13 protein-coding genes are annotated in these 13,294 nt (G+C 60.3%); 2 read left to right on the top strand and 11 right to left on the bottom strand.

Translation table 11 applies throughout. The annotated features are described in order from the left end of the window. Positions 1 to 16 precede the first annotated feature (16 nt). From HU759_RS21355 to minC, 7 genes are all read right to left on the bottom strand, one after another. Positions 17 to 2,182 (bottom strand): mechanosensitive ion channel domain-containing protein, encoded by a 2,166-nt coding sequence (locus HU759_RS21355; protein ID WP_017137859.1) that lies wholly within the window; start codon positions 2,180 to 2,182, stop codon positions 17 to 19. Positions 2,183 to 2,254: 72 nt separating this feature from the next. Further along, complete coding sequence (locus tag HU759_RS21350; RefSeq protein ID WP_017137858.1) at positions 2,255 to 2,431, bottom strand: hypothetical protein; 177 nt, start codon at positions 2,429 to 2,431, stop codon at positions 2,255 to 2,257. A 209-nt stretch (positions 2,432 to 2,640) separates the two neighbouring features. Further along, entirely contained in the window at positions 2,641 to 3,930 is a 1,290-nt protein-coding gene (locus tag HU759_RS21345) for a M18 family aminopeptidase (RefSeq protein WP_017137857.1), read from the bottom strand. Between the two features lie 196 nt (positions 3,931 to 4,126). Then, positions 4,127 to 4,762: an RluA family pseudouridine synthase gene (locus HU759_RS21340; RefSeq protein ID WP_099487231.1), complete on the bottom strand. Its 636-nt coding sequence runs from the start codon at positions 4,760 to 4,762 to the stop codon at positions 4,127 to 4,129. A 95-nt stretch (positions 4,763 to 4,857) separates the two neighbouring features. Beyond that, positions 4,858 to 5,112: a cell division topological specificity factor MinE gene (gene minE / locus HU759_RS21335; RefSeq protein ID WP_003175252.1), complete on the bottom strand. Its 255-nt coding sequence runs from the start codon at positions 5,110 to 5,112 to the stop codon at positions 4,858 to 4,860. 3 nt (positions 5,113 to 5,115) lie between these two features. Beyond that, entirely contained in the window at positions 5,116 to 5,928 is an 813-nt protein-coding gene (minD, locus tag HU759_RS21330; protein WP_003209098.1) for a septum site-determining protein MinD, read from the bottom strand. 200 nt (positions 5,929 to 6,128) lie between these two features. Further along, on the bottom strand, positions 6,129 to 6,866 hold the full coding sequence (minC, locus tag HU759_RS21325) for a septum site-determining protein MinC (protein ID WP_017137855.1): 738 nt from the start codon (positions 6,864 to 6,866) through the stop codon (positions 6,129 to 6,131). A gap of 118 nt (positions 6,867 to 6,984) precedes the next feature. Between minC and HU759_RS21320 the strand changes: the two genes are divergently transcribed. Both HU759_RS21320 and HU759_RS21315 read left to right on the top strand, forming a co-directional pair. Next, on the top strand, positions 6,985 to 7,920 hold the full coding sequence (locus tag HU759_RS21320) for a lipid A biosynthesis lauroyl acyltransferase (RefSeq protein WP_017137854.1): 936 nt from the start codon (positions 6,985 to 6,987) through the stop codon (positions 7,918 to 7,920). 30 nt (positions 7,921 to 7,950) lie between these two features. Beyond that, entirely contained in the window at positions 7,951 to 9,081 is a 1,131-nt protein-coding gene (locus HU759_RS21315) for a patatin-like phospholipase family protein (protein WP_017137853.1), read from the top strand. 109 nt (positions 9,082 to 9,190) lie between these two features. Here the strand turns inward: HU759_RS21315 and HU759_RS21310 are convergent, their stop codons facing one another. The 4 genes from HU759_RS21310 to HU759_RS21295 form a co-directional block, all read right to left on the bottom strand. Further along, on the bottom strand, positions 9,191 to 9,976 hold the full coding sequence (locus HU759_RS21310; protein WP_017137852.1) for an outer membrane protein OmpK: 786 nt from the start codon (positions 9,974 to 9,976) through the stop codon (positions 9,191 to 9,193). A gap of 15 nt (positions 9,977 to 9,991) precedes the next feature. Then, a complete protein-coding gene (locus tag HU759_RS21305) occupies positions 9,992 to 10,369 on the bottom strand; it encodes a hypothetical protein (protein ID WP_157786505.1) in 378 nt (125 codons plus the stop codon). 53 nt (positions 10,370 to 10,422) lie between these two features. Continuing rightward, entirely contained in the window at positions 10,423 to 11,769 is a 1,347-nt protein-coding gene (locus HU759_RS21300; RefSeq protein WP_186617758.1) for a nucleobase:cation symporter-2 family protein, read from the bottom strand. Between the two features lie 181 nt (positions 11,770 to 11,950). Then, positions 11,951 to 13,249 (bottom strand): urate hydroxylase PuuD, encoded by a 1,299-nt coding sequence (locus HU759_RS21295; RefSeq protein WP_017137850.1) that lies wholly within the window; start codon positions 13,247 to 13,249, stop codon positions 11,951 to 11,953. Between the last annotated feature and the right edge of the window lie 45 nt (positions 13,250 to 13,294).

Here is a 13,294-nt window from a genome sequence, read left to right as displayed (position 1 = left end):
ACAGACCTCTCCTTGTTTATTGTTGTTGATCTTTCTCCTGCACCGTACCGGCGGTCACCACCTGCACGCTCAAGCGCGGTGTTGCCAGGTCCAGCCCGGCTTCATCCAGATGACGCTTGAGTGACAGGTTGAACGCCCGCGACACTTCCCACTGCTTGATCGGCGCGGTCTTGAAGCGCGCCCGCAGGATCGCGCTGCCGGACTCAAAGCTTTCCACACCTTGAATCTCCAGCGGCGACCAGATATTGCGGCGTTGCAGCGGGTCGTTGCGCATTTTCTGGCCGACATCGCGCATCAGCTTGATGGCGTCGTCGATCTCCATGTTGAAGGGGATCGCCACCCGGAAGATCGCGTAGCCGAACTCCCGCGAGTAGTTCTTGATGCTCTTGATTTCACTGAACGGGATGGTGTGCACGATGCCGTCGATGTCGCGCAGGCGCACGGTGCGGATGGTCAGGCCTTCGACAGTGCCGAGGTGGCCGCCGACATCCACGTAGTCATCAATCGCCAGGGAGTCTTCGATGATGATGAACAGGCCGGTGATCAAGTCCGCGACCAGCGACTGTGCGCCAAAACCGATGGCGATACCGATCACACCGGCACCGGCCAGCAGCGGCGTGACGTTCATGCCCATGTTCGCCAGGGCGACGATGGCGGCGATGATAAAAATGGTCACGAACAGCACGTTGCGGATCAGCGGCATCATGGTCTGCGCACGCGCATTGGCCAGGCCTTTGCGCGAGCGGGTGAGGGCATGGTGGATCGCGGTGTCGCTGAGGATCCAGATCAGCCAGGCAAACAGCAGCGTGCCGCCCAGGCCGAACAGCTTGACGCTGACTTCATGGCCGTCACCTTCGGTGAAGCGAATCATCGACAGGCCCCACACGCGCAGGCCCAGCTCGATGAATACCAGCCACACCACCAGATGGGCCAGGGTGTAGACGAAGCTTTTCAGGCGCTCGGAGTACAGCGCGTGGCGCTTGTGCCCACGTTGCGGCTTGAGCGCATGGCGGCGCACCAGCCCGTTGATCACCATGCACAACACCAGCAATACCGTGCACAGCAGCGACTGGCGCAGCGCGGTGCTGGTGTCGCCGGCCGACAGGAAGGTGGCGAACAGCGAGATGCCCACCAGCAACAACGCCGGGATGTACCAGAAGGAGCCGATGATCGAGAGCGTGTCGGTGAGGGCGCGGCGTGTAAGGCGGCGCGACAGCGGTTGGTTGCGGATCAGGTGCGCGATCGGGCGGCGGAAGCGCAGGATAAACACGCCGGTGGACAGCGCGGCCATCACATTGGCGACGGTCGCGGCGGTGTGGGCCAGATGCTGGCCAAGCGCCGCAACCAGCCTTGGGTCGCTCAAGGCTTCACCGAAGGCGGCAAAACTGCCGATCCACCACAGCGGACGGAAGGCCTGGTGGCGTAGGATATACAAGGCCCGGTGACGGTGTGGGCCGTCGAGAACCGAGAAGGCAATCACGCAGATCGCCGAGAAACACGTGCCGATCACCAGCGCATAAGCCAGCACCATCGCCAGGGATTTGCCCAGGGACGAAGGCAGTGCATAGCTGAGGTAAACCGTGATGATCAACGCAATCAGCCACGGCCCCAGTTTACGCAGGGCGAAGCGCACCATGTCCCAGGTACGCGGGTGTTGCGGCAGTTCTTCGGGCAGGCCGAAACGTTCACGCACACGGTGGCTGAGCCAGATCAGCGCGGCGGCCAGCAGGCTCCACACTGCCAGGATCACGGCAAAACCAAAAATGATCGGCAGCCATTCGGTGGCCGGCAGCATCAGTGCCGTGAGTTCTTCCTGGGCCAGGTCGATCTCGTTGGACCAGCGCCCCAACGGGCTGTCGGCCCCGGAAAATTGGGCTTCAAGCTCGGCCAGGGTGCTGCCGATCAAGCCGAGCACGCCTTGTTCGGCAGCGGGCTGGGCTTTTTGCGTGGCTTCGCGCAGCTTCTTCAGGTCGCTCAGCAGTTGGGTGCGCTGCTGGTCGTTTTCCAGGGTCTTGATCACCTCGTCCAGCGACTGGCCCAGCGGCACATCGGCCTGAGGCTGGGTCTTGTTGGTGCTGCCCAGCAGGCCGGGCAGGCTCACGGCTTGCGCTGGCGCAAGGGGCAGCAGCGTGAGCAGGGCGATCAGAAAATAGCAGGGCAGGGCAAAGAGACGGGAAAGCACGAGGCGGTCAACCTTGAAAACGACGAATTGACCGAGTGTACGAGGCCGCTATGCCCAATGCGAGTGCATTTGTTATTCCGCCAGTTTGGCAAGGATCTTGTAAACCACAGTGCCGAGGATCAACAGCATACCGACCCACATACCAAACACACCCACCGGCTTGTCGCGAAAGTTGAAACCGGTCGCGAGCAGGATCATGCCGATGATAATGGGAATGAGCATGGCGTGGAACGAAGACATGGAGATCATGGGGCGACGGCCTTGTCGGAGTGGGAATACTGACAAGTCTAGGTCGGATTGTGGGAAGTTGGAGTGATATGGGTCAGGTTTATGCAAAACCAACTGTGGGAGCGGGCTTGCTCGCGAATGCGGTGTGCCAGTTACAGATGAATTGACTGACACTCCGCTTTCGCGAGCAAGCCCGCTCCCACAGTTTTGACCGCATTCAGCCCCTGAGGTCAGGGCAAATCGCGGCTCGCATAAAACGCACCCAACACCTTCACCAGGTGCGCCAGATCATGGCTGCCACACAGCTCACGAATCGAGTGCATGGCAAACGTCGGCAAGCCGATATCCACGGTGCGCACGCCCAGGTGGCTGGCGGTGATCGGGCCGATGGTCGAGCCGCAGCCCATGTCGCTGCGCACTACAAAGCTCTGCACCGGCACTTCCTGGGCCATGCACAGGTGGCGGAAGAACCCGGCGGTTTCGCTGTTGGTGGCGTAGCGCTGGTTGCTGTTGACCTTGATCACCGGGCCGGCGTTGAGTTTGGGGCCGTGGTTGGCGTCGTGTTTCTCGGCGTAGTTAGGGTGCACGCCGTGGGCATTGTCTGCCGAGACCAACAGTGATTTCTGAATGGTGCGTACGAATTCCTCACCTTCCGGTAGAAGACGGCGCAGGGTCTGTTCCAGCATCGGGCCATCCGCGCCGCAGGCCGAACAGGAGCCGACTTCTTCGTGGTCGTTGCACACCAGCACGCAGGTTTCGTCGTTTTCGCTGGTGAGCAAGGCTTGCAGGCCGGCGTAGCACGACAACAGGTTGTCGAGGCGCGCACCGGCGATGAAGTCGCCATTGAGGCCGATCACCGCAGCGCTTTGCGTATCGTAGAAGCTCAACTCGTAGTCGAGTACTACATCAGCGTTGAGGCCGTGTTCGCGGGCGAGCTGCTCAGTGAGCACGGCGCGGAAGTCCACCCGCTCGTCACCGGCAAACTGCGCAAGGATCGGCGGCAGCTCGGTCTGTGCATTGATCGCCCAGCCCTGGTTGGCTTCACGGTTCAGGTGAATAGCCAGGTTGGGGATGATGGCAATCGGCAACTTGAAGTCGATCAGTTGGCTCTCGACCTTGCCGTCGCGGCGGAAGGTCACGCGGCCGGCCAGCGACAGGTCGCGGTCGAACCACGGCGCCAGCAGCGCGCCGCCGTAGACTTCCACGCCCAACTGCCAGAAGCCCTGGCGTTGCAGCTCCGGCTGGGGTTTGACCCGCAGGCACGGGCTGTCGGTGTGGGCGCCGACCATGCGGATACCGTCTTGCAGCGGCGAATGCTTACCGAGCTTGAAGGCGATGATCGAGGAATCGTTACGGGTGACGTAATAGCGCCCGTTGGCCTCGGTGGCCCAGGTTTCACGCTCGTCGAGACGCTGGTAACCGGCCGCTTCCAGGCGCTGGGCGAGGGCGGCAGTGGCATGAAAAGGAGTAGGGGAGGCCTTGAGGAAGTCGATCAGGCCTTGATTCAACGCTTCGCGCATAAATAGCTCCAGACAGCAATGCGCGGAGTTTACCGTATTGGCTCCACATTTGAAGTGAAGCTACTCTCTTGAAAACCCTGCAAGGCCAATGTGGGAGCTGGCTTGCCTGCGATAGCGGTGTGTAAGCCAATATATTTGGCACAGACAGATCGCTATCGCAGGCAAGCCAGCTCCCACATTTGACTGTGTTTTCAGTTTAGAAGGGGGCGGGGCACTCAAAGCGCAGCCGCTCGCCGCTTTGCGGGTGCGTAAAGCTCAACATGCTCGCATGCAGGCACAGGCGTGGCCAGGCGGCCAGGGCTTGTTCATGGGCGTACAAGCCATCACCGAGCAGCGGATGGCCGATCGACAGCATATGCACCCGCAACTGGTGCGAACGCCCGGTGATCGGCGTGAGTTCCACGCGGCACCAATCGCCACAACGCTCCAGCACTTTCCAGAAGGTCAGTGCGTTTTTGCCAAACTCATAGTCGACTACGTGGCGCGGCTTGGTCGGCGGGTCGTAGCGCAAAGGCAGGTCAATGCTGCCGCTGTCCAGCTCCGGCTGGCCCCAGGCCAAGGCGGTGTAGGCTTTTTCGGTTTCGCGGTCATGAAACTGCCGCGACAGTTCGCGGTGACTGTCGGCGTCCCGCGCGAGCAGGATGATCCCCGAGGTTTCCCAGTCCAGGCGATGCACGATGCGGGCTTCGGGGTAGCCGTTTTCCTGCAGGCGGGTGATCAGGCAGTCTTTGTTGTCATCGGCGCGGCCAGGCACCGAGAGCAACAGGGTCGGCTTGTTCACCACCAGGACGGCGGCGTCCTGATGCAGGATATGAATAGTGGACAGCGGCATTAAACAGCCTCGTAACAAACGCCAACGGCGGCTCGGCCACCCGGTTCCCAAACGGGATCAAGGTGATCGAGCCGCCGTGGCGGCCGCCTTTTCGATTAACGATCAGGCAGGGTGATATTGAGTTCCAGAATCGAGCAGCTGCCGTCGTTTTCCAGGGCGACATGCACGTCATCGTTGCCGATATTGACGTACTTGCGGATCACCTCGACCAGTTCCTTCTGCAAGGCTGGCAGGTAGTCCGGGGTACTGCGTTGGCCGCGTTCGTGCGCCACGATGATCTGTAGACGCTCTTTCGCTACCGACGCGGTACTTGGCTTTTTGTTGGCGCGAAAGAAGTCGAGAAATTTCATTATTTAGTTGCCTCCAAAGATACGCTCGAAGAATCCCTTCTTCTTAACATCGAGGAAGCGATGTTCCACGGTCTTGCCCAGCAAGCGATCAACTGCATCGCTGTACGCCTGGCCGGCGTCGCTCTGGTCGTCAAGAATCACCGGAACACCTTGGTTGGAAGCCTTGAGGACCGCCTGGGATTCGGGGATCACGCCCAGCAGGGTCACTGCGAGGATTTCCTTCACGTCTTCAACGCCGAGCATTTCGCCGTTGCTGACGCGCTCAGGGTTGTAACGGGTGAGCAGCAAGTGCTCCTTGATCGGGTCTTCACCTTTTTCGGCACGCTGGGACTTGCTGGCCAACAGGCCGAGCATGCGGTCCGAGTCACGTACCGAGGAGACTTCCGGGTTGGTGACGACGATGGCTTCATCGGCAAAGTACATCGCCAGGTGAGCACCGGTTTCGATACCGGCCGGCGAGTCGCACACCACGTATTCGAAGGTTTCTTTAAGCTCGGCCAGGACTTTGCCTACGCCTTCTTTGGTCAGCGCGTCTTTGTCACGGGTCTGGCTGGCGGCCAGCACGTACAGGTTCTCAAGGCGCTTGTCCTTGATCAGGGCCTGTTGCAGGTTGGCTTCGCCGTTCACCACGTTGACGAAGTCGTACACCACGCGGCGTTCGCAGCCCATGATCAGGTCGAGGTTACGCAAACCGACGTCGAAGTCGACGATGACTGTTTTGTGGCCGCGCAGAGCGAGGCCGGTACCGATAGCGGCGCTGGTGGTGGTCTTACCCACACCACCCTTGCCGGATGTAACCACGAGAATCTTGGCCAAGGTGTTTCACCCCTAAGGAAAAAGGACTTTTCAGCCCCTGAAAAACATCTCTTGGAACTCGCTGCAGGCGGACAGCCTTTGTAGGAAAAAGATGTGATTTCCGCAGGGAAACGCCAACTTCCAATTATTCCTACACAAGTCTTGCCGGTTTCGCTTTGCTATCAGAGTCTAGAGATGCTTGGAAAATGCGGCAGTATCCGTTAAAGACGGATGATGTTCAACACATCGCCCGACAGGCTGACCTGCACCCCGGCCCCCCACAGCGGATCACGGCGCAAATCTTCTGAAACCTTGTACTGGCCTGCGATGGACACTAGCTCAGCGCTCAACTGCTGGCAAAAAATCCGCGCCTTGGTATCGCCCTTGATGCCGGCGAGGGCACGTCCGCGCATAGGGCCGTATACATGGATGTTGCCATCGGCCAGAAGTTCCGCCCCGGGGCTAACCGAGGAGATCACCACCAGATCGCCACCCTGGGCGTAAATCTGCTGCCCGCCGCGTACGGGGGAGGTGATGATCTTTGTAGGCTTGACCGCAGGTTCCGGCGGTTTTTCCGGTTTTTTCTTCACTTCACCTTCCAGCGGTTCGAGCGGGCGCTCGCGGGCACCGGAGGGTGGCAATACGGGCAGTTCAATTGCGATGGCCGCGGCAATGTCTTCGATACGGCTGGCGCGTATGGCCAGGGTGCGCAAGCCGTGGGAGCGGCAGACGCGCATCAAGCCGGGCAAATCAATCGCGCCTTGGCCGGCCGGGAGTTTGTCCAGGGCCAGTACCAGCGGGGCATTGTTGAAGAAGTTCGGCGCCAGGGCGACCTTGGCGGCGAGCTGGCGGTCCAGGGCGTCGAGGTCGTTGCGGGCCAGTTCCAGCACGGTGATGGCGAGCATGCTGCCTTTCAGCTGGAACACGGGATCTTGGTCTAGCGGTTCGGTTTGGCTCATGGTCGGCAAAAGCGGCTTGTCACGAAAAGTGTCGAGACTTATAACGATAACAACCACGGGCCGCAAGCCGAGTCGAACGTTGTAGAATGCGCGGCCCTTGTCTTTACCGGAATCTGTAATGGATCGCCCGCGTTTTCGAGCTGTATTTTTTCACCCGCGCTTTTGGCTGTTATGGCTGGGACTCGGCCTGCTGTGGCTGATTACCCAGTTGCCCTACCGTGCATTGCTGACCATTGGTCGATTACTTGGTGCCGGCATGTACCGTGTGGCTGCTGATCGCCGCCGCATCGCCGCGCGCAACCTCGAGCTGTGCTTCCCGGAAAAATCCGCCAAGGAGCGTAAACGGCTGCTCAAGGAAAACTTCGCGTCCACCGGCATCGCCTTCTTCGAGATGGCCATGAGCTGGTGGTGGCCCAAATCGCGCCTGGCACGCCTGGCCCATGTCGAAGGGCTTGAGCATTTGAAGCAGGCGCATCTGGATGGCAAGGGTGTGATCCTGATGGCGTTGCACTTCACCACCCTGGAAATTGGCGCGGCCCTGCTCGGGCAGAAGCACACCATTGATGGCATGTACCGCGAGCACGGCAACCCGCTGTTCGACTTCATCCAGCGCCGTGGCCGTGAGCGGCACAACCTCGATTCCCTGGCGGTAGAGCGCGACGACGTGCGCGGCATGCTCAAGCTGCTGCGTTCGGGCCGCGCCATCTGGTATGCGCCGGATCAAGACTACGGCGCCAAGCAAAGCATTTTTGTTCCGCTGTTCGGCATCCAGGCCGCTACCGTGACCGCCACCAGCAAGTTTGCGCGGCTGGGCAAGGCGCTGGTGATGCCCTTCACCCAGGAGCGCCTGGCCGATGGCAGCGGTTATCGCCTGGTGATCCACCCGCCGCTGACCGACTTCCCCGGTGAGAGCGACGAGGTTGACTGCCTGCGCATCAACCAGTGGGTCGAAGCCTCGGTGCGCGAATGCCCCGAGCAGTACCTGTGGACGCACCGGCGCTTCAAGAGCCGCCCGCCCGGCGAGGCTAAGCTGTACGAACCGCGCCGCCGGTAACCCGCACTTTTTCCGCTATGGAGTGACGCAATGCGCCCAGCTGAACCGGTCACAGGCTTGATTCTTTCCGGTGGCGGGGCGCGAGCGGCGTATCAGGTGGGCGTACTGGCGGCGATTGCCGAGTTGCTGCCGCCGGGGGCGCCGAATCCTTTTCCGGTGATTGTCGGCACCTCCGCCGGCGCGATCAATGCGGTGAGCCTGGCCAGTGGCGCCACGGATTTCACTGCGGCCATCCAACGCCTTACCGCCTTCTGGCAGGGCTTTCGCAGCCATCTGGTGCTGCGCAGCGATTGGCCGGGCGTGGTGCACCAGGCCAGCCGTTTCTTTATCCATAGCCTGTTGGGCCTGGGTGCCCAGGTGCCGGTGGCGTTGCTCAACAGTGCGCCGTTGCGCGACTTGCTCAACGACAAACTGCACCTGCACGGCATTGATGAGGCGATCCGCAACAAGCATCTGCATGCAGTCGCGGTCACGGCCTTTGGTTATGAGTCCGGGCAAGCGGTGACCTTCTATCAGGGCGGCGGTAAGATCGATGCCTGGCTGCGCCATCGGCGCATCGGTGTGCCGACCCAACTGACAGTTGAGCACTTGCTGGCCAGCTCCGCGATCCCCTTGCTGTTTGCGCCGGTCAAACTCGACCAGGAATATTTTGGTGACGGTGCCGTGCGCCAATCCGCGCCCATCAGCCCGGCCTTGCACCTGGGTGCCAGCCGGGTGCTGGTGGTGGGCGTGAGCGGCAACCCGCGTGGCAATGAACCTTCGGTGCAACGTACTTACACTGGCCAGGAGCCGACCTTGGCGCAGATTGGTGGGCATATGCTTAACAGCACGTTTATTGACAGCCTGGAAAGCGATATTGAGCTGTTGGAGCGTCTGAACCAATTCAGCCATGTTGCGCCGGGGCTGGCGCCGGTAGAGGTGCTGGTGATTGCGCCCAGCCAGCCGATCGATGAAATCGCGGCGCGGCATCGGCAGGAATTGCCGGCGGCGTTGCGTCTGTTCTTGCGCGGTCCGGGGGCGACCAAGACCAGTGGGGCGGGGGTGTTGAGTTACTTGTTGTTCGAGGCGGGGTATTGCAGCGAGTTGATTGAGCTGGGGCGCAAGGACGCACTTGCCAAGCGCGAGGAATTGTCCAAATTCCTTGGGCTGACAGTGAACTAAATGTGGGAGCTGGCTTGCCTGCGATAGCGGTATTCCTGTGCCAACTATGTTGGCTGACAGATCGCTATCGCAGGCAAGCCAGCTCCCACAGGGGATTGGTGTTGCTCAATCAGAAGTGATACTTGACCAGGAAGCTCGCCGTGTCCTGGTTAGTCTTGAACGCGCCGGAATCTTCGATCCCGTACTTGTTCTTCCAGTAGTCATATTCGAAGCCGACATACAGCTGCTTCTCGCCCCAATGCAGCGCCTTGCCCAAGTCGTACTTGACCTGTGGGTTGAAGTGCAGGTTGGCGTGGTAAGTGCCACGGGCGTTCCTGTCGTTGTCCACCACCCAGTCCATGAAGCCGTCGATCAGCACGTTGGAGTTGCCCACGGGAATGGTGTACGACCACACCGGCGTGATCTGCCACACGCCATCGCCCGGGCGGTTGCCTTCGGTCTGGCGCTGGTAGAAGTTCAACTGGAAGTAGTCGAAGCCAGGGATGTTCAGGTCAAAGCCCGGGCCCAGCAGGTACGACTCGTTATCGCCTTCGCCGAACTCGTAAGTGAAGGCCAGCAGCACATCTTTGATCGGGCCGAACGAGAGGTCTTTGTCGAAGATCTTGCCGAACGACAACCGTGGGCTGAACTCGCCGTAGTAGGTGCTTGGGCCGACGTTGCCGTCTTCCTTGCCGTTGTAAAAGATGCGGTCGACGAACAGGAAGTTGTCGCCGTACTTCCACGCATCGGCGTGCTCGAAGGTGACGGTTTGCTGGATCTGCGGGTTAACGGTGAAGTTCTTGCCCCACAGGTACGTCAGGCTGTTGTTCTGCCACTGCAACAAATCGCCTGCCACGGCTTGGCCGCCGGCCAGCAGGGATCCTGCCAGCATCAGGCCTTTGAACATAGGTTTCATTCGGTTGCTCCCGAGTCAAAGTTTTATGGTTGTTTTTCTACGCAGGCGCTCTGGTGTGGCGCCTTTTGGTTCGCTGCAAAAATCGTCTGTTTGGTCAGCTTTAATGCTTTTAGCAAGAGCTGCGCCAAGGTGTTTAAAAAGCCAATAAAAGGCCTTCGGCTGCACTTGATGCAGTCGAATCCGGAGGTTTTTTTCTGCACGTTGGCCGCAGACATTGGGCCAGGATAAGTTGGCCCTGCAGTCAGCTTTTACATTCGCTGTTTTTTTTTGAGTCGATTCGAGCGGGCGCGGAGAATACTGGCTCCCAGGCCTTGGCTCAAGTGCGCTGTTAGAGAGCGCAGGGGGCGAGAATGGGGCGCGGCTTGTGGCCGGCCCCAGGTGAATAGGGTGCATGTGGGTATTTCCTGTTGGTTATTATTTTTGTTGTTGTTTGCTAACAGGCCAAATCAATGCGTGTGGGCGACCGCGGGGCGTTCCGAACCGCCGAGGATGTTGAACAGGATGTTCAGCGACAAGGCGCTGAGGGTGGCCATGGCGATTCCACTGTGGGTAATCGGACTCATCCACAGGGGCAATTGCGCGAAGAATTCCGGGCGCACCACCGGGATCAGGCCCATGCCGATGCTGACTGCCACCAGCAACTGGTTGCGGCGGTCGGCAATGTCGGCCTCCTGCAGGATCTTGATGCCCGTCGCCGCGACCATGCCGAACATGGCAATGGCGGCGCCGCCCAATACTGCCGGTGGAATCGATGCCACCAAAAAGGCGGCTTTGGGCAGCAGGCTCAGCACAATCAGGAACGCCCCGGCCATGATCGTCACCGAGCGGCAACGCACGCCGGTCATCTGCACCAGGCCGATATTCTGGGCGAATGAGGAGTGAGTAAACGTATTGAAGAAACCGGCGAAAAATGAGGCGCCAGCGTCACACAACAGGCCACGGCGCAGCATCCTTGGCGTGACCTCCTGGCCGGTGATTTTGCCCAGCGCAAGAAACATCCCGGTGGACTCGACGAAGATGATCACCGCCACCAGGCACATCGACAGGATCGGTGCCAACTCGAACTTGGGCATGCCGAAATGCAGTGGCGTCACCACTTGCACCCACGGTGCCTGGGACAGGCCGCCGAGGTCGACCATGCCGAGCAGGCCGCACAAGCCATAGCCGAGCGCCATGCCGATCAGCACCGAGATATTTACCCAGAAGCCGCGCATGAAACGGTTGATCAGTAAGATGGTGGCCAGTACCAGCGCGGCAATCGCCAGGTAAACCGGCGAGCCGAAGGTGGCGGCGGCACTGCCGCCACCGGCCCAGTTCACGGCCACGGGGAACAGCGACAGGCCGATGGCAGTGATCACGGTGCCGGTCACCAAGGGCGGGAAAAACCGCACGACCTTGGACATGAACGGCGCGATCAGCATGCCAAAAAAACCGGCAGCGATGGTCGCGCCGAAGATGCCCTGCAGGCCGATGCCAGGCATGCCAGCCATGGCCACCATGCTGCCGACGGCGGCGAAACTGGCGCCCATCATCACCGGCATGCGAATGCCCACCGGGCCGATGCCGAATGACTGCACCATGGTGGCAATGCCCGCCACGAGCAGATCGGCGTTGATCAGAAAGGCGATTTCTTCACGGCTCAAGCCTGCGGCCTGGCCAATGATCAGGGGTACGGCGACGGCGCCGCCGTACATCAGCAAGACGTGTTGCAGGCCTACCAGAATCAGTTGCAAGAGGGGCAGCCGCACCATGGCGGGTGCGGCGGGAATCTGCGGTTCGACTAACTCGGTCATGCAACACCTCGGATCTTTTTTATTGTTGTGTTGTTTGGAACGCACTCTGTAAATCACCACAAATCCCTGTGGGAGCTGGCTTGCCTGCGATGGCGGTGGCTCAGCAACTCATCTGGTGGCTGATGCACCGCTATCGCAGGCAAGCCAGCTCCCACATTTTGGATTTGTGTTACTCAGGCTGTCAGTTAGTGCGCGCCCCCTGGTTGATCCAGGTGCCAATCAAATCCCGCTCCTGCTGGGTCATCTGGGTGATGTTGCCCAGCGGCATGATCTGGCTGGCCACGGCCTGCGCTTGAATACGCGCCGCCTGCTGCTGGATCTGCGCCGGGGTATCGAACATCACGCCGGCTGGGGCGGTGCTGAACAGCGGGCTGGTGGGCTTGGCCGAATGGCACACGGCGCAGCGTTCCTGGATCACGCCATGCACCTTGTCGAAATCAATCGTCGCCTGGGCCGGTGCCGCAGCAGGTTCTGCAGCGGGTGCGGCTGGCGCAGCAGGTTTCAAGCCACCGCCCAATGCGGTTTCCGGCAATGGCTGGTACTCGATGGCCGCGGGTGCCTTGGCCACGTCAGGTGCAGTCGAAACAGGTTTAGGACCGGTCACATACGCCAGGCAAATCATCGCCAATGCGCCCACCGGCAACGTCCACGCATACTTCTGGCTGTTATGCCGTGTGTTGAAGTAGTGACGCACCAACACCGCTGCCACCGCGATACCCGCCAGGATCAGCCAGTTGTATTGGCTGCCGTAGGTGCTCGGGAAGTGGTTGCTGATCATGATGAACAGCACCGGCAAGGTGAAGTAGTTGTTGTGACGCGAACGCAGCAGACCCTTGGCCGGCAGCGCCGGGTCAGGTGTGCGGTTCTCGGCGATGGCCGCTACCAGCGCGCGCTGGGCGGGCATGATGATGCGAAATACGTTACCGACCATGATGGTGCCGATCACCGCGCCTACGTGCAGGTAAGCACCGCGACCGCTGAAGACCTTGCTGAAGCCGTAAGCGGCCGCAATCAACAGTACAAACAGGATAAAGCCGAGCAGGGCAGGGCGTTTGCCCAGCGCCGAATCGCACAGAAAGGAATAGATGAACCAGCCGACGAACAGTGAGCCAATGCCCAGCAGTACGCCTTCGGGGCCACTGAGGCTGCTACCCGGGGCCAGCAGGTACAAGGTCGGGTTGGCGTAGAACACTACGCACAGCAGCGCGATGCCCGACATCCAGGTGAAATAGGCTTCCCATTTGAACCAATGCAGGTTGTCCGGCATGGTCGGCGGGGCCAGTTTGTATTTTTCCAGGTGGTAGATACCGCCACCGTGAATCGCCCATAAGTCACCGGCCAGGCCGTCTTTGGGGTTGACGCGATTAAGGTTGTTTTCCAGCCAGACAAAATAGAAGGAAGCGCCGATCCACGCGACGCCAGTGATCATGTGAACCCAGCGCACGCTAAGGTTCAGCCATTCCATCAAATGTGCTTCCACAGTCTTTACCTCTCGCCTGTCACCCTTGTTGTCGGGTGATCAGAC

It is taken from the genome of Pseudomonas sp. OE 28.3 (assembly GCF_014268205.2).
Lineage (GTDB): Bacteria > Pseudomonadota > Gammaproteobacteria > Pseudomonadales > Pseudomonadaceae > Aquipseudomonas > Aquipseudomonas edaphica.
The sequence above is the reverse complement of the archived record's forward strand: the minus strand, read 5'-3'. Positions and strand labels throughout refer to the sequence as shown.

Coding starts and splice junctions, on each gene's coding strand:
- HU759_RS21315 (WP_017137853.1), top strand. CDS start 7,951: ATGCGCCCAGCTGAACCGGTCACAGGCTTGATTCTTTCCGGTGGCGGG.
- HU759_RS21305 (WP_157786505.1), bottom strand. CDS start 10,369: ATGCACCCTATTCACCTGGGGCCGGCCACAAGCCGCGCCCCATTCTCG.
- HU759_RS21345 (WP_017137857.1), bottom strand. CDS start 3,930: ATGCGCGAAGCGTTGAATCAAGGCCTGATCGACTTCCTCAAGGCCTCC.
- HU759_RS21300 (WP_186617758.1), bottom strand. CDS start 11,769: ATGACCGAGTTAGTCGAACCGCAGATTCCCGCCGCACCCGCCATGGTG.
- HU759_RS21340 (WP_099487231.1), bottom strand. CDS start 4,762: ATGCCGCTGTCCACTATTCATATCCTGCATCAGGACGCCGCCGTCCTG.
- HU759_RS21310 (WP_017137852.1), bottom strand. CDS start 9,976: ATGAAACCTATGTTCAAAGGCCTGATGCTGGCAGGATCCCTGCTGGCC.
- HU759_RS21320 (WP_017137854.1), top strand. CDS start 6,985: ATGGATCGCCCGCGTTTTCGAGCTGTATTTTTTCACCCGCGCTTTTGG.
- HU759_RS21350 (WP_017137858.1), bottom strand. CDS start 2,431: ATGATCTCCATGTCTTCGTTCCACGCCATGCTCATTCCCATTATCATC.
- minC (WP_017137855.1), bottom strand. CDS start 6,866: ATGAGCCAAACCGAACCGCTAGACCAAGATCCCGTGTTCCAGCTGAAA.
- minE (WP_003175252.1), bottom strand. CDS start 5,112: ATGAAATTTCTCGACTTCTTTCGCGCCAACAAAAAGCCAAGTACCGCG.